This is a genomic window from Nonomuraea angiospora (assembly GCF_014873145.1).
Lineage (GTDB): Bacteria > Actinomycetota > Actinomycetes > Streptosporangiales > Streptosporangiaceae > Nonomuraea > Nonomuraea angiospora.
This window is the reverse complement of record NZ_JADBEK010000001.1, coordinates 11748755-11772473: the sequence shown is the minus strand read 5'-3', so window position 1 is coordinate 11772473 and position 23719 is coordinate 11748755. Positions and strand designations below refer to the sequence as shown.

Here is a 23719-nt window from a genome sequence, read left to right as displayed (position 1 = left end):
ACATGGACGTTCTCCCCCTCCCCCGAAGCCTGGACCCGCTGCCCGACGAATCGCTGCGCGGCTATGTCCTGCGGCTGTCCTACCGGCTGGAGATCTCCCCCGCACAACTCACCGTTCTGACCGGGCTCATGCCGGCCGTCAGGCGGCTCGGCCTCCCAGCTCACCTTCCGCATCAGATCCCCAGCCGCCGGCTCGCCTTCTTCGACGATGCTTCCGCTCTCGGCGTCTTCGCCGAAAGCACCCGTCTGACCAGGCAAGAAGCAGAGAACCTGCAGATGAGGTCCTTCTCTGCTCTCCGGCTCCCCGACCGCGGCAAGGGTGCCTCTGACGATCTCCGCCGCGCTGCCTTCGAGACCCCGTGGGTCTTCACCGCTGCCAGCCGCTGGTGCCCGCAATGCCTGGCCGGCGACGGAAGTCCCGTCCAGACGGAGTTCGGCGGCTCTTGGCGCAAGCAGTGGCACCTGCCGGTGGTCTTCATCTGCCCAGAGCACATGACGGTCCTCGTCGCCCGTTGCCGCGTCTGCGGACACACCACCAGCGCGCAGTCCCCGCCCTGCGCGGTCGGCCGGGCCACCGACCCGAGCCTGCACCCCCTGCGATGCCGCGCCACCGTCGCAACCGTCCCGCAGAAGGTCCCTTACTCGCTCCGGCCACGCACGCCGGCCTGCGCGGCGACACTGACCGACCTGGCAACGCCGCCCTTGGAAGTCGCTGACCTGCGCCGCCTGCTCAAGCTGCAGACCCGGCTTCTGCAGCACATCGAACCCGGGCAGCCGACGACAGAACCACCCACCGTGCTGGGCCGGGCCGTCGACCCCCTGCAATACCTCACCGACACCGCCCTCACCGCCGGCCTAATCCTGCTGTCCTGGCCGGCGACGCGGCGGCTCTGTCCCTCCCGCACGCTCGCCGCAGCGATCGACACCGAAGTGGAGCTGCGCCTCCGACAGTCGGACGCCTCGTCGGCAGCGGCCAGGCGAGGTTTCCGCTCTCCCTGGGCCGCCCCGCCGACCGATGCCCTGGCCTGCGCCGCGCTGCTCTGCATCACGCACAAACTGCTCGGCAAACCGTCCCCCGACAGCGCCCGGGACACCTTCCAAGAGCTGATCGGCCGCGCCAAGCACGACCCGCGGACGGCCAACGCCATCCGCACCAGTTCACGGCGCTCCAGCACGCTCGCCGAGGTCTTCCGACGCACTCCGATGCGAGGCAACATGCACCCACCACCACCTCCTCCACGCGCCCGATCGGCCACCTCCCCGCTGACCGGCCTGGAACTGCTCACGGACCGCTACGCCACGGGCCCCGCAGCGCTGGCCTGGCACGAACGCGGTGAACTCCTTCCCCTGGAAGACGCCCTGGCCGCCGCCCGCGCCGACCCGAGCCCCACACCGGATATCGCGATCGCGCTCGTGAAGCTCACCATGGAACGCACGAAACGCATCCTCCGTGAGCTGGACAGGGACGAGTACGAAGCGCTCACCATCGCACGGAACCTGCCCAAGCCGGTGAGCTGGGCCGAGCTCGCCGCAGCCGTCGGCATGTCCACCCAGGGCATCCACCAGCAATATGCCCGCCAGCAGCTCTTTGTCACCCGAAGCTATCGCCGGATGGTCTAGTTACCAGGCGCCGTCGACAGTTCCCGTTCAGCGAGAAACTCATCCAGCAGCGTGAAGAGGACCTCGATAACCTTGGCTTCCTCTTCGCGGGACAGATCCCACCGCTCCCACCCATCAGGGAGAGCGATATGACGCACTTGGCCATGCCAGCCGTGGTTGCAGTCCTGGCCTCGCCGAGCTACCAGCCACTCCCGCCAGCCACGCAGGCCAGGACCTCCATGCCGCAGCGCGTGCTGATCATAGCCGTCCAGAAACCCTTCCACCCCAGCGAATCTCGACCCCGCCACGAACATGCCCAACCGCTTGGCCACGAAGGCGAAGTACTCGCGTTCTGTCATTGCCGCCACGTCCGTCGTCACCGATTCGCCTCCCGACGCCACCGCCAACCTGATCTTGGTGACAAGTATGGCTGGGATGTGACAACTATCTCTGGGAGTCTCAGCCGTCAACCTAGGGTTGACGGAGGTGGATCGTCAACCTACGGTTGACGCATGGACAGAATCGTTCGTCTCGATGACCTCATCAACGCGATCAAGAGCCGCCACCCGGACGGCGACCCGCTGGAAGAGCTGGCCGACGCCGTGACCCTGGGTGAGCACATCGGCGAGGTGGCCGACCACCTGATCGGGCACTTCGTGGACCAGGCCAGGCGGTCCGGGGCGTCCTGGACCGACATCGGGCACAGCATGGGGGTCAGCAAGCAGGCCGTGCAGAAGCGGTTCGTGCCCAAGGACGGCGGCTCCCCGGCCGGGGACCTGCGGGCCTACGCCCGCTACACCGATCGGGCCCGCCGCGTCGTCGTACGGGCGCAGAAGGAGGCGCAGGACGGTGGGCACGGCCACATCGAGGTGGGGCACCTGGTGCTGGGGCTGCTGAGCGAGCCGGACGGGCTGGCCGCCAAGGCCATGGTGACGCTCGGGGCCTCGCCGGAGGCGGTCGGGGAGGCCGCCAGGGCGGCGCTCGGGCCGGGCGGGGAGCCCACGGCCGAGGCCGTGGCGTTCGCGGCGCAGAGCAAGAAGGCGCTGGAGCTGACGCTGCGGGAGGCGCTGCGGCTGGGCCACCCGTTCGTCGGGACCGAGCACCTGCTGCTGGGCGTGCTGTCGCTGGACGACGATCCGGTGGCCCGGGCGCTGGGCGAGCTGGGCGTGACGAAGGAGCCCGCCGAGCGCGAGATCGTCCGGACGCTCGGCGAGTTCCTGCGGGACACCATGGCCTGATCAGGGCCCCAGGGCGCCTCGGCTCGGAGCGGCGCTTCAGTTCGACGGGGCGTGTTGATGGGCGCCGGCCGGGCCCTGGGCGAAGCGGGTCAGGAGGTTGGTGGTGGCGCGGCGGGTGAAGGCGGCGGCGCGGTCGGAGACGCCGTGCCCGCACCGCTCCCCCCGCAACGCGCACACCCAGCGCATCGTCCCCGACGCGAACACCCCCGCCCCGCTGGGCGCCACGTAATAGGTGCTGTCGGAGTGCGTCGCCCGCCCGCCGCCGCAGGAGTACGGCGACTCCGCCAGCACCTGGACGTTCCCCGGCGACCCCCGCGACACCTTGTCGGACTCCACGCCGACCATCCCCGGGAAGCGCCTCCCCTTGGTCCCGGCGAAGATCCAGTGGTGCGGCCGCGTCACCTGGTAGGCGCCCTCCGCCGGGAAGCAGTCGTACATCTGCCCCACCAGCGTGCTCTCCGGCTTGGAGTCGCGCCACAGCCGGCACAGCCGCTCCTTGTCGCAGGCGAGCGTCCTGCCGTGCATCGCGATCCGCCAGTAGACGGCGTTGGCACCGAGGAAGGCCAGGTTCGTGCCGGCGTCCCTGGCCGTGGTGACGACCGCGCGCATGCCGGGCGACCAGTACTCGTCGTGTCCCAGCGACACCACCGCGCGGGCGCCGTCGAGCACGCCGGGCTTGAGGTCCAGGTTCGTCAGGTACGCCAGCGGCACGTGGCTCTGCTCGGCCACGGCCAGCGCGTCCTTCTCGAAGTCCAGGAAGAGCCGGGCCCCGACGTCGTCGTACGGGCGGTCGAAGGTCACGGCGCGGGAGCGGTCGGCGAACCCGCCCGGGCCCGTGTAGAGGCTGCGACCGCCCCACCGGTTGTACGCCTGCCAGGTGGTGACCGCGTTCACCATCACCACCCGGCCGGCGGTGGAGGCCGAGCGCACGGTGATCGGGACGTACCGCTGGGCGCCGGTCGAGGCGTCGAGCCTGATCAGGTACGCGCCCTCGGGCCAGCCCGCGGTGTCCACGGTGAGCGAGGGCCGCCAGTGGGCCGCGCTCACCGTGCCGTCCACGAGCCGCATCGGCGCCTGCCGTACGCCGCGGACGGCGGGCGACTCCCACACCTTGACCGGGTTCGCGCCCATGCGGAAGGCGCGCGCCGAGAAGCGCGGAGCGGTCGTCGAGACCCGCAGCCCGAAGCGCTCGCCGGGCAGGACGCTCACCCGGTCGGCGTAGCCCTCGATCTCGTGCTCCGCGCCGCGCCGGGTGATGTGCCACGACTCCTGCACCTCCGCCACGGGCGGAGGCGTCCCGGCCCGGTCGGGGCGCTGGACCGCGTCCGGGGTGGGAGCCGGGGGCGAGCCGCCGCACCCGGCGACGACGACCAGCGACGACAGCATGACGAGGATCTTTCGCACCCGTCCATGGTCATGACCGAACGACCCGGTGAGCCGTGATTTGGCGAACTCCTTACATGATCAGCACACAGGCCGGGCTCTCGACCTCGTGCACCTCCCCCGTGGGCTCGGGCACGCCGTCCTTCAGCCGGAAGGCGGCCACGGTGTCCGAGTGCTGGTCGGCCACGTACATGGTGGTCCCGTCGACGGCGAAGTGCCTGGGCCACTCGCCGCCCGCCGGCACCTCCGCCACGTGCGACAGGTCGGCGGCGCGCAGCACGGTGACGGTGTTGGGGCCGCGGTTGGCGACGTACACGAGGTCGTCGGCGAGCTGGAGGTGGGAGGGGGCGTTCTTGCCCCCCTCCTTGTCCTCCGCGCGCGAGGCGGGGACGACCGTGTGCCGCCCGTCCTCGATGAGGGTGACGGTGCCGGCCAGCTCGCCCGCCACGTAGAGGCGCGATCCGGAGAAGGCGAAGTGGCGCGGGCCCGTGCCGGGCTCGAGCCTGATCGGCTCCAGCGCGGTGCCGTCGTAGCGGTAGCGGCGGATCTCGTCGGTGCCGAGGTCGGAGACGTGCAGGATCCCGTCGTGGAAGACGGCCTCGTGGGCATGGGGGCCCTCCTGGCGCTCCGGGTCCGGGCCCGAGCCCTGGTGGCGCAGCACGATCGGCTCGCCCTCGAACGCGCCGCGATCGTCGAGGCGGTAGACGACGGCGACGCCGTCGCCGTAGTTGGCCGCCGCGAGCACGCTGCCGGTGGGGTCCACGGCGATATGGCAGGGCAAGGAGCCTTCGCTCGGCCGTTCGTCCAGCACGTCGAGGGTCTCGCCCACCCGGAACGCGGTGAGCCAGCCGCGTTCGAGCTCGCCCGCCGCGTACAGCACCGGCAGGGTGGGATGGGCGGCCAGGAACGACGGCGAGGCCACTCTGGTGAGCCCGCCGCCGACCGTGACGATGCCGGGGCCGTATCCGCCTATGTAGACGCGCTTCACAACCGGGATCCTCTCATGGTTGACTGTAGCAATGAGTTCGTTGACAGAGGCAAGGGTCTCTGAGGTCAGGGCCTTCAACCGGTTCTATACGAAAGTGATCGGCGTGCTGCAGGCGGGCATGCTCGACTCGCCGTACTCGCTGACCGAGGTGAGGGTGCTGTTCGAGCTGGCGCACGCCGCGCCGATGGAGACCGGGGCGCTGCGCTCCCTGCTCGACCTGGACGCCGGCTACCTCAGCCGGATCCTGGCGCGCTTCGAGACCGACGGGCTGATCTCGCGCGAGCGGTCCTCCTCGGACGCCCGCAAGCAGCTCGTACGGCTCACCTCCACGGGCGAGCGGACGTTCGGGGACCTCGACCGGCGCTCGGCCGAGGAGATCGAGCGGCTGCTGTCCGGGCTGCCGGACGAGAGCCAGGGGCGGCTGGTGGCCGGCATGGCCACGATCAGGGAGCTGCTGGGCGACGGGGGCGCCGGGCAGCCGTACGTGATCAGGCCGCCGCGCGCCGGCGACCTGGGCTGGGTCGTCTACCGGCACGGCGACCTCTACAGCCGCGAGTACGGCTGGGGCACGGAGTTCGAGCAGCTCGTCGCCAGGATCGTCGGCAACCTGGACTTCTCCCGGGACGCCGGGTGGATCGCCGAGGTCGGCGGGGAGCGGGCCGGCTGCGTGTTCTGCGTACGGCAGGACGAGACGACGGCCAAGCTGCGGATGCTGCTGGTGGAGCCGTCCGCCAGAGGGCTGGGGCTCGGGCGGCGGCTCGTGGAGGAGTGCCTGCGGCACGCGCGGGCCGAGGGGTACAAGCGGATCACGCTGTGGACCCGCGACTGCCTGGTGAGCGCGCGGCGGATCTACCAGGGGGCCGGGTTCGAGCTGGAGTCGGAGGAGAAGAGCGTGGAGAACGGGGTCGAGGTCACCGACCAGATGTGGGCACGCGACCTCTAGGCCACCAGTTGAGCGGGCCCGCCAGGCGCATCAGGCTCGGCACCAGCACCGCCCTGATCACGGTCGCGTCGACCAGCACGGCCACGGCCATGCCGACGCCCAGCATCTGCACGAACATCACCTGCGCCGTGGCGTAGGCGGCGAACGTGAGCGCCAGGATCCCGCCGGCGGCCGTGATCAGCGGCGCGCCCCGCTGCAGGCCGGTGGCCACGGCCTGCTCGGTGTCGCCGGTCCGGTCGTGCTCCTCCTTGATGCGGGAGAGCAGGAAGACCTCGTAGTCCATCGACAGGCCGTAGGCGACGCAGAGCATCAGGATCGGGATGCTGGGGTCGAGCGTGCCCGTCGGGGTGAAGCCCAGGAGGCCGGAGAGGTTGCCGTCCTGGAAGACCCAGACGACGGCGCCGAACATGACGCCCATGCTGAGGAGGTTCAGCAGGGACGCCTTGAGCGGGATGATCAGGCTCCTGGTCATCCCGAACAGGACCAGGAACGTGACGCCGAGCATGAGGGCCAGCACCAGGGGGAGCCGGTCGACGACGGAGGCGCGGTAGTCGGCCAGCTCGGCCGGGTAGCCGCCGACGAGGACCTCGAAGGGCGGCTCGACGGCGCGTACGGACTGCACCAGCCGCACGGGGTCGCCGGCCAGCGCCTCGGCGGACGGGACCACGGACAGCCAGGTGTCCCAGATCGAGCCGCGGCGGAACCTCTCGGGAGCGCCGTCGCCCACCCGGGCGCCGTCCGCGAACGAGCCGGCGGCGGAGTCGACCTGGGCGACGCCGGGGAGCCGGGACAACGCCGCCGCATACTGCGAAATATCGCCCGACGTCGGATTTTTGGGGATTATCTGGATGGCGTCGGTCTCCTCCGCCGGGAAGGACTGGCGGATGATCTCCTGCGTCTGCCGGGACGACGCCTCCGGGGGCAGGATGCGGTCGTCGGCCACGCCGAACCGCAGCCCCAGGAACGGCGAGGCGAGCAGCAGCAGCACCGCCGTGGCCAGCCCGCCGAACACCAGCGGCCGCCGCATCACCCGGACCGCCAGCGCGTGCCAGAACCCCGCCTCCCGCTCCGGCCTGACCCGCTTGGGGAGCACCGTGGTCCCGATCGAGGCCAGCACGGCGGGCAGCACGATCACCGCCGCGAAGAGGCCGCCGGCGACGACGGCGATGCCCGCGTACGCGAAGGATCTCAGGAAGTCGAACGGCAGCGCGAACAGCACGGCGAGGGACGAGGCCACGGTGAGCCCGCTGAACAGCACCGTCCGCCCCGCGTGCTCCACGGCCCCGGCCACCGCGCCCGCCCGGTCCGCGCCGCGCCGCGTCTCCTCGCGGAAGCGCTGGATGACGAACAGGCAGTAGTCGATGCCGAGCCCGAGCCCCATCGCGAGGGTCAGGTTCAGGGCGAACGTGGAGATCCCGGTGAAGGCCAGGGGCGCGCGCAGCAGCGCCAGACCGATCACCATCGCGAACACCCCGGCCAGGATCGGCACCAGGGCCGCCATGGCCCGCCGCTGGTAGAGCCAGAGCAGCACGAACGCCAGCGGGAAGATGACCAGTTCGGCCCGCAGGAAGTCCTGCCTGGACAGCGGCACGGTCTCCCTGAAGACCTCCTCCCCTCCCCCGGCCCGCACCTGGAGCAGGCCGGTGCCCTCGGTGATCTCGGGCACGAGCCGGGGCAGCACCTGCCCGCGCACGTGGTCGGCGTCCCCGGGGATGCGCACCACGATCAGCGCGTGCCTGCCGTCCTCGCTGCGCATGGTGGCGGGCCTGCCTCGGGTCCAGTACGACGCGGACTCGGCGACTCCCTCGCGCCCGCCGATCCGCGTGGTCAGCGCCCGGCCCTCGGCCTCGACCGCGGGGTCGTCCACGGTGCCGGCCTTCGCGGTCACCAGGAAGATCATGTCGGGGCTGCCCGTCCCGAACCGCCGCACCAGCTCGGCCTGCGCCCGGTCCGACTCCGACCCCGGCGCCTCGAACCTGGCCAGCGACAGCCGCGGCACCGCCCCGGCCGCCAGCGCCGCGGCGACGGCGAGCACGACCAGGGCCAGAGCGAGCACGGCCCGTCGCCGCCGGAAGAGAAGGAAGCCCAGCCTGCGCAGCGGCGGCCCGGCCGTCTCCTCGTTGACCGGCCGTAGCCGGGTGTTCAGCGCCATGTGAGGCCCCCCGCATCAAAACTCGGTAAACTACTCGTGTTTGCTCTCCGGATCAGAAATACAAGTAAATGCTCGCATTTGTCAACGAGGAGACCCATGCCTGAACGCACGGTCCGCCGGCAGGCGCGTGGCCTGAAGCGCATGGCGGAGATCCTCGACGCCGCCGAGTCGGTGATCGCCGAGGTCGGATACCCGGACATGACGACGAACCACGTCGCCACGCGGGCGGGGATGTCACCTGGGTCGCTCTACCAGTTCTTCCGCAACAAGGAGGAGATCCTCGACGGGCTCGTGGCCCGCTACACCGACGACCGGCAGGAGTTCTGGGCCGCCCGGCTGGCCGCCGTCACCCCGGAGGTGCCGCTGGAGGCGCTGGTGGGGCAGGTCGTGGACGAGAGCGTCAGGTTCAAGAGCGCGTCACCGGCGTACTGGTCGCTGCTGTACGGGTCGGCGACGGGCGACCAGCTGGCCTCGGCCTCGCAGCGACTGCACGACGACATCGCCCGGCAGGTCGCGGCCATGCTCCGCCGCCGCTCCCCCGGCCTGGCGGAGGAGCGCGCCGCGCTCATGGGGACGATGGCGGTGGCCATGGTGAAGGCGGTGATGCCGCTGGTCACCACGGCGACGCCGGAACGCGGCGCGGAGCTGGTGGCGGAGCTGAAGCTCGCCCTGGTCCGCTATCTGAGCTGAGCACGGGCCCACGCGGCGCTCCACGCCGCGCCGCCGGGCGACGCTCACCGCCCGCAGGACCCGCACCCCGCGCTGCCGGGCGACGCTCACCGCCCACGGGGTCCGCACCGCGCGCTGCCGGGCGACGCTCACCGCTCGCGGGACCCGCACCCCGCACTGCCGGGCGACGCTCACCGCTCGCGGGGCCGCGCCTCGCGCTCAGCCGCGGAAGGGGCCCGACACCTCGAAGGTGTGGCCCTCGGTGCGGCCGCGCCGGGCCGAGAAGTAGAGCCGCTCGCCCTCCGGCGAGAACGCCAGCCCGGTCAGCTCAGTCCCGGCGTGCCCCTCCAGCCTGAGGAACGGCGTGACCGCGCGGTCGGGGGTGATGACGTCGACCTCCGTCGTCTCCCTGGCCACGTACAGGTCGCCGGAGGGGGCGGCGGTGATGGCGCGCACGCCCTCGCACAGCCGCTCGAGCGCGGAGGTCTGCGCGTCGTAGGCCCACAGGCCCGTGTCGCCCTTGGTCGTGAAGTAGCACACCCCGCCCGCGTAGTGGCAGCCGTCGCCGCCGTCGAAGTGGCGGGCGTCCTCGACCTGGTGGCGGGCCTCCGTGCGCAGCGCCGCCGGCGAGGGCACCGCCTGCCAGTGGCCCGAGGAGCACAGCACCTCCAGCGTGCCCTCGGTCAGGTCGCCCCAGTCGCTCGGCCGGAACCGGTAGAAGCAGCCGTCGGGCTCGTCCTCGGTCATGTAGACGACGCGCCGCTCGGGGTCGCAGGCGGCGGCCTCGTGCTTGAAGCGGCCCATGGCCAGGCGGGGGCGGGCGGCGCGGGCGCCGTACGGGTCGCACTCGAAGACGCGGCCGCGGTGGCCGAGCTCGCACGACAGCCAGGTGTGCCACGGCGTGGCGCCGCCGGCGCAGTTGAGGTCGGTGCCGGACAGGATGCGGTAGGCGTCGCCGACGGTGCCGTCGGCGCGGAAGCGCAGCGCCGACGCGCCGCCGAGCAGGGGCAGCTCGGAGTTGGACACGTAGATCCAGCCGTCGCCGTCGGGGAAGCAGGCGCCGCCGTCGGGGGCCGCGTGCCAGGTCAGCCCGGCGACCTTGTGGCCCGAGCGGGCCACCACCCTGCCGGTGAAGCCCGAGGGCAGCGCGAGGCCGTCGGCGCCCGGTAGGCCGAGCGGTCCGTACGGGCTGATGCCGCCCCGCAAGAGCGGGCCCGTGCGGAGGAGAGTCTTGTGGGACATCGTGGGGCCTCCCTCTAGGTGCCACGCTAGTCGACCGCACCGACATGAATGGCAGGGACTCGCGACATCAAACTCTGCGCAAACCCCGGACTCCCACCGCACGATCATCCGGCCAACTCACGTCGGCGAACCACCGACCAGGGGTTACGGCCCTGCCGGCGAGGCATGCCAGCGGGGCATACCGGCGGCGCGGCGGGGCACACCGGTGGCGCGGCACATTGGCGGGGCACACCGGCGCGGCACACCGGCGGGGCATGTTGGCGGGGCACATTGGCACGCCCTGTCGGCATGCCAAAGCCCGGGCTCCCGTGCGGGCTCCCGGGCTTTCTGGCGGGTCAGGCCTGGGCCTGGAACATCCAGTGCTGCTTGTCGATCTCCTGCGCCACCGCGATGAGCAGGTCCTGAGTGACCGGGTCGGGCTCGTCGGTGACCCTTACGCGCTCGTGCATCCGCTTGCTGACACCGTCCAGCAGGCCGGTGATCGTCGCCACGACCTTGCCGTCCTCGATCCAGCCGGACTCCGGCTGCTGGAGCTTCGTGGACCTGGCGACCGTGGTGGAACGTCCGTCCGGGTTGATCCCGAGGGCGACGGCGCGTTCGGCGATGGTGTCCATGTGGGTCCTGGCGAGCTCGGTGAGCTCGTCGAGCTGGAGGTGGATCGGGCGGAAGTGCGGGCCGATGAGGTTCCAGTGCGCCTGCTTGGCGACCAGCGAGAGGTCGATGAGATCAACCAGAGCCCCCTGCAGGGCCTCCGCGACGGTGTCCCTGGCATCTCCCGAGAGCGGGCCGGTGATCGTGGCCATGTCCTGTTCCTCCCCGTCGATCGGACTTTTCCCTATTTAGAACGACATGGCGGCGGTCATTCTTCCGCGTCATTGACAGTGTAATAATGACAGTGTCATTGTGGAGGTATGAGCGACAGCTGGACCATCGGCGAACTGGCCGAGCGCGCGGCGCTGGCGCTGCGCGCGAGCTCGGACGGCGCACCGGGCGTCAACGGCCGGGTCCGCGATGTGCCCGGCGAGCGGCTGATCAGGTGGTATACGACGATCGGGCTGGTGGACCCGCCGCTGACCAGGCGCGGCCGCATCGCCCAGTACGGCCGGCGGCACCTGCTGCAACTCGTGGCCGTGAAACGGCTGCAGGCCGCCGGGCACTCGATCGCCCAGATCCAGACGGCCCTGGCGGGCGCCACAGACCGCATGCTGGAGACCGCCGCGGGCCTGGCCCCGGCGTCCGGGGCGGCCTCGGACGCGGCGCCGGGGACGGCGTCCGGAGCGCCGTGGATGCCGGATGCGACCTCCGGAACGCCGGGCCCGCCCCAGACGCATGCGGCCACTCCCCCCATGACCGGTGCCATGCGCGGCCGGAGGGGCGCTGACGCACGCGAGGCACCCGACGGCGCACACCCGGCAGCCGACGCCCGCAGGGGCAGTGGCGCGGCTGGGCGCAGGGCGCCTGAGCACGGCGCAACCGAGCAGGACAGGGCCCACCGCGACAGGGCCCACCAGGCCACGGCCCACCAGGACGACAGGGCCGACCAGGACAGGGCCGAGCGCAGGTCGGCGGGGGCCGGTGAAGGCTCACGAGCTGGTGACCATGCACGAGCCGGTGAGGGTGCACCAGCCGGTGGCGATGTGCGCGCCCGGGATGATCGGGGTGATGAGGTGCCGGGCACGGCCGAAGCCGCGCGCGATCGGCAGGGCGGCGCTCGGGAGGGCGGCGCTCGGGAGGGCGGCGCTCGGGAGGGCGGCGCTCGGGAGGGCGGCGCTCGGGAGGGCGGCGCTCGGGAGGGCGGCGCTCGGGAGGGCGGCGCTCGGGAGGGCGGCGCTCGGGAGGGCGGCGCTCGGGAGGGCGGCGCTCGGGAGGGCGATCGAGGGTCGGTGCGGGGGCGGTTCTGGGCTGAGCGACCGGGGAAAGGCAGCGTGCGGGCTCCGGAGGCGGGCCGTCAGCGGGCCGAGCCGGACGACGGGCCCCTCAGCAGGCCCCGCGCGCCCGGTGCGCCAGGTAGGGCGCGTTCGACCAAGCCGGACGTGGCCGCCGAGCCGCACGTGGCGACCGAGCCCGACGTGGCGAACGAGGGCGGGTCGGGGGGCCCGGGTGGGGCGGTTGTCGTAGGGGTCAGGTTGGGGGACGGGGTGCGGCTGGTGCTGGACACGGGCCGGGTCCCGTCCGAGGAGGACGTTCAGGCGGTGCTGACGGCGGCAGGGCCGTTGCTCGCGGTGCTCGAAGAAAGGGAGCTGATATGAAGATCACTTCGCTGGAGCCCGCACGGTGCCTGCCGGTGCCGGACGCCGGGTTCGGCGCGCTGCGGACCGAGCGCGGCAACCTGCCGCTCGAGAGCGTGGACGTGAACGTCGGCATCTCCGGCCTCATCGCCGGGGTCGAGGTGACGCAGGGGTTCAGGAATCCGTTCGACGTCACCCTGGAGGCCACGTACGTCTTCCCGCTGCCCGACCGGGCGGCCGTCACCGGGTTCCGGATGGAGGCCGACGACCGGGTGATCGAGGGGGTGCTGAAGGAGCGCGCCCAGGCCCGGGCCGACTACGACCAGGCGTTGCGCGAGGGCAGGCGGGCGGCGATCGCCGAGGAGGACCGGCCCGACGTGTTCACGATCCGGGTGGGCAACATCCTGCCCGGCGAGCGCGTCTCGGTCCGGCTGAGCATGAGCCAGCCCCTGCCGTACGAGGACGGCGCGGCCACGTTCCGCTTCCCGCTGGTCGTGGCCCCGCGCTACATCCCGGGCAGCCCCGTCGACGGCCCGTCCGCGGGCGACGGCGTCGCGCCGGACACCGACGCGGTGCCGGACGCGTCCAGGATCAGCCCGCCCGTCCTGCTGCCCGGCTTCCCCGACCCGGTGCGCCTGTCGCTGAGCGCGACCGTGGACGCGGCCGGGCTGGAGCTGCGCGAGCTGGCCTCCAGCCTGCACGTGGTGGAGGAGGACGGCCACACGGTACGCCTGCGCCCCGGCGAGCGGCTCGACCGCGACTTCATCCTGCGCCTGTCGTTCGACGCGTCCACGTCCCTGCAGCTCGACAGCGGGGGGACGTTCGCGCTCACCGTCGTGCCGCCGCCGCTCCAGTCCGCGCGCCCGCCGCGCGACCTGGTGCTGGTGCTCGACCGTTCCGGCAGCATGGGCGGCTGGAAGATGGTCGCCGCGAGGAGGGCCGCCGCCCGCATCGTCGACACGCTGACGGCCCAGGACAGGTTCGCGGTGCTGACGTTCGACTCGGTGGTGGAGGAGGCGTTCGAGGGGCTGGTGGAGGCGTCCGACCGCAACCGCTACCGCGCCGTCGAGCACCTCGCGCGGGTGGACGCCCGCGGCGGCACCGAGCTGCTGGAGCCGCTGCGTCGGGCCGTCGCCCTGCTGGACGGCCGGAACGAACGCGAGCGGGTCGTCGTCCTGGTCACCGACGGCCAGGTGGGCAACGAGGACCAGATCCTGGAGCAGGCGGGCGGCGCCCTGTCGGCGATGCGCGTGCACACGGTCGGCATCGACCGCGCCGTGAACGCCGGCTTCCTCGGCCGCCTGGCCGGGCTCGGCGCGGGCCGGTGCGAGCTGGTCGAGTCGGAGGACCGGCTGGACGCGGCCATGGAGCAGATCCACCGCAGGATCGGCGCTCCCCTGGTGACCGACCTCTCCCTCAAGGGGCTCGACCTCGAGCCGGACACCGTCACCCATCTCGGGTCGATCTTCCCGGGCGTGCCGCTGCGCGTGTACGGGCGCTACCGGGAAGGCTCCTCGCTGACCGTGCGCGGCCTGGCGGCCGGAGGGCCGTGGGAGGAGCAGGTCACGGGCGTGACGGTGGACAATCCGGCCATCCAGGCGGTGTGGGCCCGCGCGCACCTGCGCGAGCTGGAGGACCGCTACGCCATGGGCGAGCACGACCTGGAGCCGAGGATCGTGCGGACATCGCTGGAGTACGGCGTGCTGTGCCGCTTCACCGCGTACGTGGCGGTCGACACCAGGCAGGTCGCCGACGGAGGGCCGGAGCACCGGGTCATCCAGCCGGTCGAGCCGCCGAGCGGGTGGGAGCTGCCGCAGAGCCCGCCGATGATGGGCTTCGTGGCACAGGCGGCGGTGATGGCCGCCCCGCCGGCCGCCCCGCGGATGCGGATGCCGGACCCCGGTCTGGGTGCCGCCGACGCGGCACCGGACTTCCTGACCGGCGGGCCGGCGGGGGGCGGAGGAGGGTTCGCCGGGCAGCCGATGCCCGCTCCCTTCGCGCCGCGCAGGCCCGGCGGGGCGCCGAAGTCCGCGCCGCGTCCCGCCCACCCGCTGGACTCGGTCAGGCCGCAACTGGTGGCCGAGCTCGACCGGCTGAAGGCGCTGCCCATGGCCGACCTGCTCTACCTGGCGGACCTGGGCTCGCGGCTGGCGGCGCTGGCGGCCTACCTCGGGGGCAACGCGGAGCTGGAGACGCTGGCCCGCGAGCTGGAGTCCGCCGAGCGACCGGGCGCCGACGCCCAGGCCCTGCACGACCGGGCGGTGGAGGTCCTCACCGCCCTCGTGGGCGGCTCCGGCCCAGGCGGTTCGGGTCCAGGCGGGTCCGGCCCGGGTGGCTCCGGCTCAGGCGGGTCGAGCGGCCCTCGGCGCGGCCCGTTCTGGAAGCGCTCCTAGTACCTCTCTCCGGGGGCCCGGCCGGGCCCCCGGAGAACGGGGTCACAGGATCGGGGTCCACTGCTTCATGAGGACGATCTCGTAGCCGTTCACCGCCGTGTACGGATCCTCCCGGAGGATGTCGCGCAACTCGGCCTCGTCGGCCACCTCGTACACGTGCAGCGCCCCCGAATCGTCCGCCCAGGGCCCGGCGGTCACCAGCCGCCCCTGGTCCTTGAGCCGCCGCAGGTGCTCCCGGTGCGCGGGGCGCGCCGCGAGGCGGCGGGGGTCGCCGTCGAAGGCCAGGTGGAGTACGTATCTCGCCATGGCCGCACGCTAGGGGTCCCCGGTGCCGGCGCTCAGCATCGCCGGGCACCGGGCTGGTGTATATCGGGATACATGACGTACACGCTGGCCGATTTGCCGATGTTCGGCGGGCTCGACGACGGGCGGCTGGGCGGGCTCGCGGCGCTGTCGCGGCGGCGGCGCTACCCGGCCGGGCAGGTGCTGTGCACCGAGGGCGACCCGGCGGAGCAGCTGATCGTGCTGCTCGACGGGCGGGTCAGGGCCGGGCGGGTGAGCGCCGAGGGCAAGGAGGTGGTGCTCGCCGTGGAGGAGGCGCCCGTCGCGTTCGACAAGACGGCGCTCCTCGTGGACGGCCCGCACCGCGCGACCCGGACGGCCATGACGGCGGTGGAGGTGGCCTACCTGCCGCGCTCGGCGGTGCTGGAGCTCCTCGCCGCCGAACCGTCCGTCGCGGCGCGGCTGCTGCGCACGCTGGCCGCCACCGTACGGGACCTCGACGAGCGGCTCACCGACGCGGCGGTGCGCGACGTGCCCTCCCGCGTGGCCACCTGGCTGGTACGGCGCTGCGCCACGGGCCGGCGCCAGGGCCGGGTGCCGCTCCACGCGGGCCAGGCGGGCCTGGGGGCCGAGATCGGCGCGACCAGGGTGAGCGTCAACCGGGCACTGCGCGGGTTCGAGCGGCGGGGGATGATCGAGATCCGGGCCGGCGAGGTGGTCGTGCTGGACCCGCGCGCCCTCGCCCGCCTGGCGGCCCTCCCGGACCCGGACCCGGCGTCCTGATCATGAACGGAGGGTGGCGGGCAAGGGCCGGGAAATTCACGGGAAGGCGTCTGTCCGACCCGGTCGCGCTGTTCTATCGTCACTGAGCATGGCGACCTCTCGCGCCCCGCTCCGCTTCGCCGAAGCAGTGTCCGCCACCGTCTCGGAGAGCGCCGGATCCGGCTTCTTCTTCGACTACGACGGCACCATCGCGCCGATCATGCGCGACCCCGGCGCGGTGTTCCCCGTGGCCGGCGCGGTGGCACGGCTGCAGGTGCTGGCCAGGCTCGTGAGCAAGGTCGCGATCGTGTCCGCCCGCCCCGCCGCGTACCTGTGCGACCGCTTCTCGGGCGCTCCCCAGCTGCGCCTGTTCGGCCTGTACGGCATGCAGACCGTCGAGAACGGCCGGGTGCGCACGGCCGCCGAGGCCGAGCCGTGGACCCCGGTCATGCGGCGGGTGGCCGAGGAGGCCGCCCGCGACCTGCCGCGGGAGATCCTGATCGAGGACAAGGCGCTGATCGTGGCGCTGCACTACCGCTCGGCCCCGGCGCTGCGCGGCGCGGTCGAGCGGTGGTCGTCCCGCAAGGCGGCCGAGCTGGGGCTGCGGGAGCAGTACGGGCGCATGGTCGTCGAGCTCAGGCCGCCCGTCGAGCGCGACAAGGGCACGGTCGTCGCCCGCGAGATCGAGACGCTGACCCGCGCCTGGTACTTCGGCGACGACCTCTCCGACGGCCGGGCCTTCGAGGCGCTGCGCGGCAGGGAGGAGCGCGACCCGGCCTTCATGGGCATCCGGGTCGCGGTGGCCAACGCCGAGACGGGCGACGAGCTGGCCCGCGTGGCGGACTTCACGGTGGACTCCCCCGAGGACACGCCGGCCCTGCTCGACCACGTGATCAGCGCCTTCCCCGGCCGGCCTCCGGTCGTGGGCGCGGGCTCACGCCACCGGTAGGGGGCCGCGGGCCCGCCCACGTGCTCGTACCCTGGTGGAGTGACTGCACTTGTCCTGGACGGCGGCCTGTCCACCCAGCTCGAACGGCTCGGCGCCGACCTCGGCGACGAGCTCTGGTCGGCGCGGCTGCTGCTGGAGCGGCCAGAGCTGGTCCGGCGCGCCCACGCCGACTACTTCGCGGCGGGCGCCGACGTGGCCACGACCGCCAGCTACCAGGCGACGATCGCCGGATTCGTCCGGCGCGGCCTGGACGTGGCGGCGGCCGAGCGGCTGATCAGGCTGTCGGTGGAGCTGGCCGCGCAGGCACGCGACGAGGCCGGGGGCGGGCTGGTGGCGGCCTCGGTCGGCCCGTACGGCGCCTTCCTGGCCAACGGCGCCGAATACACCGGCGACTACGACCTCGACGAGGACGGCCTGTTCGACTGGCACCTGCCGCGCTGGGAGATCCTCGCCTCGGCCGGGGCCGACCTGCTGGCCTGCGAGACGATCCCGTCCTATCCCGAGGCCCGGGTGCTGGCCAGGCTGCTGGCCCGCACGCCCGAGGTGAAGGCGTGGGTGAGCTTCTCGTGCCGCGACGGCGAGCGGCTCAACGACGGCACGCCGATCACCGAGGCGGCCGCGCTGTTCGGCGGAAACCCGCAGGTGGTGGCCGTCGGGGCCAACTGCACCGCGCCGCGTCACATCCCCGGGCTGATCTCGTGCCTGGCGGGCGGGCTGCCCGTGGTGGTCTACCCCAACTCGGGCGAGACGTGGGACGCCGGGCACCGCAGGTGGCTGGGGCTGGCCGACCCGGTGGAGTTCGGGCAGGCGGCCAAGGAGTGGCAGCTGGCGGGCGCGTCGCTGATCGGCGGGTGCTGCCGTACGACGCCTGAGCACATCGCGCAGATCCGCGCCCACCTGTCCTGAAAACGCGGCGGGACCCCGCGTGGTCGCGGGGTCCCGTGCGAGAAGCCGTCAGGCGAGCGCCGACTCGGGGCTGCGGCGGCGGGCCAGGACGTTGTCCAGGGCCAGCGCGCCCCCACCGGTGAAGCCGACGGCCAGGCTGGCCGCGGCCAGCGCCAGGACGAACTCGTAGCCGCCCTCGCCGGCGCTGAACCCGCTCGCGCCGTGCACGAACACGATGGCGCCCACCATGTCGAGGGCCAGCAGCGTGCCGGCGATCGGCAGCGCGGCGCCCAGGATCAGCGCGAGCCCGCCGGCCACCTCCAGCACGGCGACGGCGGGAGCGGCCACGGAGGCCAGCGGGATGCCCGCGGACTCGAAGAACTTGGTCGTGCCCGCGATCCCCATGGTCGCGAACTTCTGGTAGCCGTGGACGAGGAAGATCACGCCGATGGCGATCCTCGCGAGCAGAAGGACGACGGGGCGCGCCTGGCCGATCATGCGATCTCCTTGGGAGTGGTTCAGATTTGAACGACAACCCTAGCATCGATTGTTCAAATCTGAACGACAGTAGACTGAACCGGTGACGCACCCCCGATGGCTTGACGCGACGGAGATGGCGGCGTGGCGCGCCTTCCTGTCCACCGCCCACCTGCTCGAACGGCGGATCGAGGAGCAGCTCAAGGCCGCGGCCGGGCTGACCCATCCGCAGTTCGAAATCCTGACGCTGCTGTCGGAGACGCCGGGCCATCAGATGCGCATGACCGAGCTGGCCAAGGGCGTCGTGGTGTCGAAGAGCGCGCTGACGTACCAGATCACCCAGCTCGAGAAGGCGGGCCTGGTGGAGCGCGCCACCTGCCCCGGCGACGAGCGCGGGGTGCTGGCGGTGCTCACCGACGCGGGCGTGCGCTGCCTGGAACGGGTGGCGCCGGGTCACCTGGAGGTCGTGCGCGCGTACCTGATCGACCGGGTCAGCCGCGAGGAGCTGCGCACGATGACCTCGGCCATGCGGAAGACCGAGGCGGTCTTACGCGCCTCCGGGTGAGCTCATCCCTTGGCGGCGGCGGCGCGCGCGGCGCGCTCCAGCTCCACCTTGGCGCTCGCGGCGTACTTGTCGACGTATTCCTGCCCGGACAGCTCCATCAGGGCGTACATGATCTCGTCGGTCACGGCGCGCAGCACCAGCCGGTCGTCCTCCATCCCGTAGTAGCGGGAGAAGTCGAGCGGCTTGCCGAACTTGACGCCCGGCCGGATCCCGAGCTTGGGCAGCGGCCGCCCCGGCGGCATCATCTCGTAGGTGTTGATCACGGCCCACGGGATCACCGGCGCCCGTGACTCCAGGGCGAGCCTGGCCACGCCGGTCTTGCCCTTGTAGAGGCGGCCGTCGGGCGAGCGGGTGCCCTCGGGGTAGATGCCGAGGATGTGGCCCTCACGCAGGATGCGCAGGCCGGTGCGCAGCGCCGCCTCGCTCGCCTTGCCGCCGGAGCGGTCGATCGGCACGGTGCCGACGCCGCTGAAGAACAGCCGGGTGAAGAAGCCCTTGATGCCGCGCCCGGTGAAGTAGTCGGCCTTGCCGAGCGAGATGACCTTGCGGCGGATCTGCAGCGGGCCGAAGAAGTGGTCGGCGAAGGACAGGTGGTTGCCGGCCAGGATCGCGGGCCCCTGCTTGGGCACATTGTCGGCGCCCTCCGTCCACGGCCGGAAGACTGCGAGGAGGAACGGACCCAAGATGGCCTTGACCACCCAGTAGAACACCCCGGCACCTCTTCTCCAGCGCGTTACGTGTGAGCAGAGTCATCTTCCCACCTTGAACACGATGCTCCTACACCAGCTCTCGCACAAACACCCCGGAACGTGCGACGATCGGGCCGTTCCCGGAGGAATCTGCCGGAATGAAACTGCATGGAGGAGCTGTTATGCCGCTCATGCCAGGCGCGGAGCCGTACCACCATCGAGCGGGCCAGATCGGGGTGCTGCTCTGCCACGGGTTCACCGGCACGCCGCAGTCGCTGCGGCCCTGGGGGGAGTTCCTGGCCGCGCACGGGGTGAGCGTCTCGCTGCCCCGCCAGCCCGGACACGGCACCACGTGGCAGGAGATGAACAGGACGCGCTGGGAGGACTGGTACGCCGAGGTGGAGAAGGCGTTCGCGAACCTCCAGGGGCGCTGCTCGGACGTGTTCGTGGCGGGGCTGTCGCTGGGCGGCTGCCTGGCGCTGCGACTCGCCGAGGTGCACGGCCCGGCGATCGCCGGCGTGATCGCGGTCAACCCGTCGATCGCGAACGACGTGCCGCTGCTCAAGCTCGCTCCGCTGCTCAAGTGGTTCGTGCCGTCGGTGCCCGGCGTCGCCAACGACGTCAAGAAACCCGGCGTGACCGAGCTGGGCTATGCCCGCACCCCGGTGAAGGCGGCCGCGTCGCTGCCCTCGCTGTGGTCGCTGGTGCAGGCCGACCTGGCTAAAGTGACGCAACCACTGCTGGTCTTCCACAGCACGGAGGACCATGTGGTCAAGCCGACGAGTGTGGCGATCATCCGCGCGAGGGTCCCACAGGCCACGATCGAGGAGCTAAGCGATAGCTACCATGTTGCGACGCTTGACAACGATGCCGACAGGATCTTTGCCGGGAGCCTCGACTTCATCCGGACACATGCCTCGGTACCCTTGCAGAGGGACTGATCGCACCCAGGGGGAAGTCGCGATCGCTGTGGAGAGGTCCATCTAGGTGACGCCCCAGAGTGACGAGGACGAGGTCTGGCGGCAGATCGTCGCGTCCTTCAACGACACCGCCGAGCGCGACTCGGCCGACCAGCCATGGCCGGACAGCGAGAACGTCCCCGCCGAGCCCACCCGCCGAGTGGTCAAACCCTCGGAGGAGCCCGAGCCCGACGAGGACTCCTACAAGGACCCGTACAAGGACGCCGCGGACGACGAGGGGGAGGACGAGGGGCACTTCGAGCCGCCCCCGCCGCCTCCGCTGCCCAAGCTCGACCTGCCCACCAAGCTGGCGTGGGTGGCGCTGTTCGGCGGCCCCGCCTATCTCCTGGTGGCCGCGATGGCGAGCTGGCACATGGAGGGCTGGGCGCTGTTCACGGCCGTGGCGGCGTTCATCGGCGGGTTCGTGGCGCTGGTGGTGCGCATGGGCGACGGCCCGCCCAACGACTCCGGCTGGGACGACGGCGCCGTGCTGTAGGGGCCCGCCGCTAGGACTTCGCGGTGGTGGTCTTGGGCGCGAACGACTCGACCACGTCGGTGTAGCGGTCGCCCGTGCCGACCGCGTGCCCGACCGCCCACACCGTGCCCTTGCCGGGCAGGTAGGCCACCGCCTGGAGGCGCACGCTGCTGCGGCCCCGCATGGCCTCGCCGCGGATGGTCGCGCACTCGCCCTTCTCGCAGCGCAGCATGAACGGCTCGGCGGCCCGCGCCGGGTCGTAGCCGGTGATCCAGTAGCGGCCCTTGCCGTCGCCGGTCACGCCGTAGAGGCGGGCGTCGGCGACCGGCGTCGGCTGCTCGCTCCAGCGCTTGCCGTTCCAGGTGAGCACGAGCGGCGAGACCTCGCCGGGCCCGCGGTAGACGCCGCCGACGGCCACCGCCCGCTTGGCGTTGTCGACCTGCACGTCACGCAGGTAGCCGCCGGGGATCGAGGGCACCGGCATGGACTTCCACGCGCCGCCCGAGTAGTGGACGATCAGCGGCTCGGTGCCGGTGTCGCCGACGGCGAAGCCGCCGGCCACCGAGTAGAGGGCGCCCTTCTCCTTGGTCTGCTGCACGGTCCAGGAGTTGCCCTGGCCGGTGAGGATGAGGCCCTGCTGGTCGCGGCTGCCGACCGCCACGACCCGCCCCGGCTTGGCGTCCACGCCGCCCAGCCAGTCTCCCGCCCGCAGGAGAGAGGTGGGGCGCTCGTCGCCGCTGGGGATGCTCTGCGGCCTGATCCGGTCGAACCCGCTGACGTCGCCGTGGGCCAGGTACGGGAGCCCGTCGTGCCCGTCGCCGACCGCCCACACGTCGGACGGCCCGGCGACGGCCAGCCCGCGCAGGTTGCCCGCGGCGGTGGCGTCGCGGAGGGAGACCTCGGACCAGCCGCTGCCGTTCCAGTGGCGGATGGTGCCGCGGTTCTTCCAGACGTCCCAGATCTCCTGCTGGCCGACCGCCCACACCTCGTTGGAGGAGACGGCCAGCACGTCGGACAGTGAACCGTCGGCCTGCAGGCGCGCGCTTGTCGACTGCTGCCACGCCTCCATGGTGGCGGGGCGGCGGGGTTCGGCATGCGCGGCGGGCGTGACCTGCGTCAAGGCCACGGACGTCGCCAAGATCAAGGAGAGCGCACGCCGCTGATAGCGACGGGTCATGAGCAAATGCTACGGGCTGGGGGGCCGGTCTTGCCCGTTAGTGCCCAACTCGCAACTCTGCGACAACAGGCAGATGGTCACTGGCCCCGGCCAGATCGGCGATCGGGGCGTCCACTCCCCCGCACGACACGACACGCGCCTCGCGCGCCGCGAACACGCCGTCGATGCGCACGGAGGGCCGGGCCGCGGTGAACGTCAGGCCATCGCCCTTGGGCGCCACGGCGTGGCAGTCGGCCAGCCGTCCGGCGAGGTAGCGCCAGGCGGGCTGGTGCGCCTGCTCGTTGATGTCGCCGCCGAGCACGATCGTCGCGCCGAACCGGGTGGCCGCGCGCTCCATCAGCGCCACGGCCTCGGCGGCGTGGTGGACCCTGGCCGGGCCGTTGAGGTCGAGATGGAGCGAGCCGACGGCCAGGCGGGCCCCCTCGATCTCCACCACGGCGAGCGCGAGGGCGCGCCGCTCCAGCCCGAGGAACGACCGCAGGGCGTGGCTCTCGGCGTGCAGCACGGCGGCGCGCGGGCCGGCGAGCACGGCCACGCCGCCGATCCGGCCGGGGGTGGCCACGCGCAGACCCGCCGCGGCGGCCAGGGCCCCGCGCCGGGCCCGCCAGCGGACGAGCCTGGGCGCCTCCTGCACGCACAGCACGTCGGCGCGCATGGCGGTGATCACCCTGGTCAACGCGGGCACGCTGTCGCGCAGCCCGCGTACGTTGTACGTGCCGACCCGGATCGTCAGCGCAGCCTGGCCAGGTCGGCCGCGCCCACCACCCCCGCCGAGGCGCCCAGCTCGGCCAGCCGGATCTCGGCGAGCGGCCGGTGCCCGCGGCCGGTGAGCTTGTCGGCGAAGGCCTGGCGGGCCCGGTCGATGAACAGGTCGGCGGCCCGCGAGACACCGCCGCCCACGATGAAGCAGCCGGGGTCGAGGACGGAGGCCAGGTCTGCCATGCCCTGGCCCAGCCAGTCGGCCAGGCTGGCGAACGCGGCCAGCGACGCCTCGTCGCCCAGCCGGGCCGCCTCGGTGATCTCCTCGCCCTCGATCTTGCCGCCGGCCAGGCCGAGGAGGATCTTCGCCTGCTCCGGGTGGGCCTCGGCGATCTCCCTGGTGTCCTTGACGAGGGCCTGGCCGCTGGCGTACTGCTCCCAGCAGCCGACGTTGCCGCAGCCGCACTGGCGCCCGCCGGGGAGCACCTGCATGTGGCCGAACTCGGCGCCCATGCCCCAGCGGCCGCGGTAGAGGGCGCCGTCGACCACCAGGCCGCCGCCGATGCCGGTGCCGAGCGTGATGCAGACCACGAAAGACTGGCCCCGCCCGGCGCCGAACCTGCTCTCGCCCCACGCCATGGCGTTGGCGTCGTTCTCGATCACGACCGGCAGGCCGACGAGGCCGCTGATCTTCTTCTGCAGCGGCTCCTCGCGCCAGGCGAGGTTGGGGGCGAAGCGCACCATCGAGCGGGTCTCGTCGACGAATCCCGCCGCGCCGACCCCGACGGCCTCGATCTGCCTGCCCGCGCTCAGCTCGCGAACGACATCGGCCACCGTCTCGGCCACCACGTCGGGGCGGTCGGCGGCGGTGGGCCTGAGTGTGTGTTCGACGATCACGCCCTGGTCGTCGACCACACCGGCGGCCACCTTGGTCCCGCCGATATCGACACCGATCGTGAGCATTGC

At 72.5% G+C, this 23719-nt stretch carries 24 protein-coding genes; 12 read left to right on the top strand and 12 right to left on the bottom strand.

Features of this window, described 5'->3' with window-relative positions:
• The first annotated feature begins 2 nt into the window (after positions 1 to 2).
• A complete protein-coding gene (locus H4W80_RS54010; protein WP_192792168.1) occupies positions 3 to 1619 on the top strand; it encodes a TniQ family protein in 1617 nt (538 codons plus the stop codon).
• On the opposite strand, the gene H4W80_RS54005 is transcribed toward H4W80_RS54010, so the two are convergent.
• The gene (locus H4W80_RS54005; protein ID WP_318787507.1) at positions 1616 to 1978 is read right to left on the bottom strand and encodes a hypothetical protein; all 363 of its coding nucleotides are present in this window, start codon (positions 1976 to 1978) and stop codon (positions 1616 to 1618) included. The two genes, H4W80_RS54010 and H4W80_RS54005, sit on opposite strands and share 4 nt — an antisense overlap.
• A gap of 132 nt (positions 1979 to 2110) precedes the next feature.
• Between H4W80_RS54005 and H4W80_RS54000 the strand changes: the two genes are divergently transcribed.
• The gene (locus tag H4W80_RS54000; RefSeq protein ID WP_192792167.1) at positions 2111 to 2836 is read left to right on the top strand and encodes an ATP-dependent Clp protease ATP-binding subunit; all 726 of its coding nucleotides are present in this window, start codon (positions 2111 to 2113) and stop codon (positions 2834 to 2836) included.
• Positions 2837 to 2872: 36 nt separating this feature from the next.
• Here the strand turns inward: H4W80_RS54000 and H4W80_RS53995 are convergent, their stop codons facing one another.
• Both H4W80_RS53995 and H4W80_RS53990 read right to left on the bottom strand, forming a co-directional pair.
• The gene (locus tag H4W80_RS53995) at positions 2873 to 4240 is read right to left on the bottom strand and encodes a N,N-dimethylformamidase beta subunit family domain-containing protein (RefSeq protein ID WP_192792166.1); all 1368 of its coding nucleotides are present in this window, start codon (positions 4238 to 4240) and stop codon (positions 2873 to 2875) included.
• Positions 4241 to 4292: 52 nt separating this feature from the next.
• A complete protein-coding gene (locus H4W80_RS53990) occupies positions 4293 to 5207 on the bottom strand; it encodes a lactonase family protein (RefSeq protein WP_192792165.1) in 915 nt (304 codons plus the stop codon).
• Between the two features lie 31 nt (positions 5208 to 5238).
• Between H4W80_RS53990 and H4W80_RS53985 the strand changes: the two genes are divergently transcribed.
• The gene (locus tag H4W80_RS53985; RefSeq protein ID WP_192792164.1) at positions 5239 to 6150 is read left to right on the top strand and encodes a bifunctional helix-turn-helix transcriptional regulator/GNAT family N-acetyltransferase; all 912 of its coding nucleotides are present in this window, start codon (positions 5239 to 5241) and stop codon (positions 6148 to 6150) included.
• On the opposite strand, the gene H4W80_RS53980 is transcribed toward H4W80_RS53985, so the two are convergent.
• Complete coding sequence (locus H4W80_RS53980) at positions 6119 to 8302, bottom strand: MMPL family transporter (protein ID WP_192792163.1); 2184 nt, start codon at positions 8300 to 8302, stop codon at positions 6119 to 6121. The two genes, H4W80_RS53985 and H4W80_RS53980, sit on opposite strands and share 32 nt — an antisense overlap.
• A gap of 96 nt (positions 8303 to 8398) precedes the next feature.
• On the opposite strand from H4W80_RS53980, the gene H4W80_RS53975 reads away from it, so the two are divergent.
• Positions 8399 to 8992 carry a TetR/AcrR family transcriptional regulator gene (locus H4W80_RS53975; protein ID WP_192792162.1) on the top strand — a complete coding sequence of 198 codons (594 nt, stop codon included), beginning with the start codon at positions 8399 to 8401 and terminating at the stop codon, positions 8990 to 8992.
• A gap of 198 nt (positions 8993 to 9190) precedes the next feature.
• On the opposite strand, the gene H4W80_RS53970 is transcribed toward H4W80_RS53975, so the two are convergent.
• Both H4W80_RS53970 and H4W80_RS53965 read right to left on the bottom strand, forming a co-directional pair.
• Positions 9191 to 10213, bottom strand: a complete 1023-nt coding sequence (locus H4W80_RS53970) for an alkaline phosphatase PhoX (RefSeq protein ID WP_192792161.1) — start codon at positions 10211 to 10213, stop codon at positions 9191 to 9193.
• Between the two features lie 335 nt (positions 10214 to 10548).
• Positions 10549 to 11016: a Dps family protein gene (locus H4W80_RS53965; RefSeq protein WP_192792160.1), complete on the bottom strand. Its 468-nt coding sequence runs from the start codon at positions 11014 to 11016 to the stop codon at positions 10549 to 10551.
• A 108-nt stretch (positions 11017 to 11124) separates the two neighbouring features.
• Between H4W80_RS53965 and H4W80_RS62135 the strand changes: the two genes are divergently transcribed.
• Both H4W80_RS62135 and H4W80_RS53955 read left to right on the top strand, forming a co-directional pair.
• Positions 11125 to 12462 carry a MerR family transcriptional regulator gene (locus tag H4W80_RS62135; RefSeq protein ID WP_225964188.1) on the top strand — a complete coding sequence of 446 codons (1338 nt, stop codon included), beginning with the start codon at positions 11125 to 11127 and terminating at the stop codon, positions 12460 to 12462.
• Entirely contained in the window at positions 12459 to 14834 is a 2376-nt protein-coding gene (locus H4W80_RS53955) for a VIT domain-containing protein (RefSeq protein ID WP_192792159.1), read from the top strand. Before H4W80_RS62135 ends, H4W80_RS53955 begins: the two co-directional genes overlap by 4 nt.
• A gap of 42 nt (positions 14835 to 14876) precedes the next feature.
• Here the strand turns inward: H4W80_RS53955 and H4W80_RS53950 are convergent, their stop codons facing one another.
• Positions 14877 to 15140 (bottom strand): YciI family protein, encoded by a 264-nt coding sequence (locus H4W80_RS53950; protein ID WP_192792158.1) that lies wholly within the window; start codon positions 15138 to 15140, stop codon positions 14877 to 14879.
• A gap of 72 nt (positions 15141 to 15212) precedes the next feature.
• Here H4W80_RS53950 and H4W80_RS53945 point away from each other — a divergent pair, with 72 nt between their 5' ends.
• From H4W80_RS53945 to mmuM, 3 genes are all read left to right on the top strand, one after another.
• Positions 15213 to 15899, top strand: a complete 687-nt coding sequence (locus H4W80_RS53945) for a Crp/Fnr family transcriptional regulator (protein WP_192792157.1) — start codon at positions 15213 to 15215, stop codon at positions 15897 to 15899.
• A gap of 88 nt (positions 15900 to 15987) precedes the next feature.
• A complete protein-coding gene (gene otsB / locus H4W80_RS53940; RefSeq protein ID WP_192792156.1) occupies positions 15988 to 16827 on the top strand; it encodes a trehalose-phosphatase in 840 nt (279 codons plus the stop codon).
• 39 nt (positions 16828 to 16866) lie between these two features.
• The gene (gene mmuM / locus H4W80_RS53935; RefSeq protein WP_192792155.1) at positions 16867 to 17733 is read left to right on the top strand and encodes a homocysteine S-methyltransferase; all 867 of its coding nucleotides are present in this window, start codon (positions 16867 to 16869) and stop codon (positions 17731 to 17733) included.
• Positions 17734 to 17781: 48 nt separating this feature from the next.
• Here mmuM and H4W80_RS53930 read toward each other — a convergent pair whose 3' ends face one another.
• Positions 17782 to 18210, bottom strand: coding sequence for a DoxX family protein (locus H4W80_RS53930; protein ID WP_192792154.1), 429 nt, complete (start codon positions 18208 to 18210; stop codon positions 17782 to 17784).
• An 82-nt stretch (positions 18211 to 18292) separates the two neighbouring features.
• Between H4W80_RS53930 and H4W80_RS53925 the strand changes: the two genes are divergently transcribed.
• Entirely contained in the window at positions 18293 to 18754 is a 462-nt protein-coding gene (locus H4W80_RS53925; RefSeq protein ID WP_192792153.1) for a MarR family winged helix-turn-helix transcriptional regulator, read from the top strand.
• A 2-nt stretch (positions 18755 to 18756) separates the two neighbouring features.
• Here the strand turns inward: H4W80_RS53925 and H4W80_RS53920 are convergent, their stop codons facing one another.
• The gene (locus H4W80_RS53920) at positions 18757 to 19464 is read right to left on the bottom strand and encodes a lysophospholipid acyltransferase family protein (protein WP_192792152.1); all 708 of its coding nucleotides are present in this window, start codon (positions 19462 to 19464) and stop codon (positions 18757 to 18759) included.
• 161 nt (positions 19465 to 19625) lie between these two features.
• On the opposite strand from H4W80_RS53920, the gene H4W80_RS53915 reads away from it, so the two are divergent.
• Together H4W80_RS53915 and H4W80_RS53910 are read left to right on the top strand one after the other, a co-directional pair.
• Entirely contained in the window at positions 19626 to 20384 is a 759-nt protein-coding gene (locus H4W80_RS53915; RefSeq protein WP_192792151.1) for an alpha/beta hydrolase, read from the top strand.
• 46 nt (positions 20385 to 20430) lie between these two features.
• Entirely contained in the window at positions 20431 to 20898 is a 468-nt protein-coding gene (locus H4W80_RS53910) for a hypothetical protein (protein ID WP_192792150.1), read from the top strand.
• 10 nt (positions 20899 to 20908) lie between these two features.
• Here the strand turns inward: H4W80_RS53910 and H4W80_RS53905 are convergent, their stop codons facing one another.
• The 3 genes from H4W80_RS53905 to H4W80_RS53895 all read right to left on the bottom strand — a co-directional run bounded on the left by H4W80_RS53905 (position 20909) and on the right by H4W80_RS53895 (position 23716).
• Positions 20909 to 22054, bottom strand: a complete 1146-nt coding sequence (locus tag H4W80_RS53905) for a hypothetical protein (protein ID WP_225964187.1) — start codon at positions 22052 to 22054, stop codon at positions 20909 to 20911.
• A gap of 37 nt (positions 22055 to 22091) precedes the next feature.
• Positions 22092 to 22721 carry an endonuclease/exonuclease/phosphatase family protein gene (locus tag H4W80_RS53900; RefSeq protein ID WP_318787653.1) on the bottom strand — a complete coding sequence of 210 codons (630 nt, stop codon included), beginning with the start codon at positions 22719 to 22721 and terminating at the stop codon, positions 22092 to 22094.
• 62 nt (positions 22722 to 22783) lie between these two features.
• On the bottom strand, positions 22784 to 23716 hold the full coding sequence (locus H4W80_RS53895; protein WP_192792149.1) for an ROK family glucokinase: 933 nt from the start codon (positions 23714 to 23716) through the stop codon (positions 22784 to 22786).
• Between the last annotated feature and the right edge of the window lie 3 nt (positions 23717 to 23719).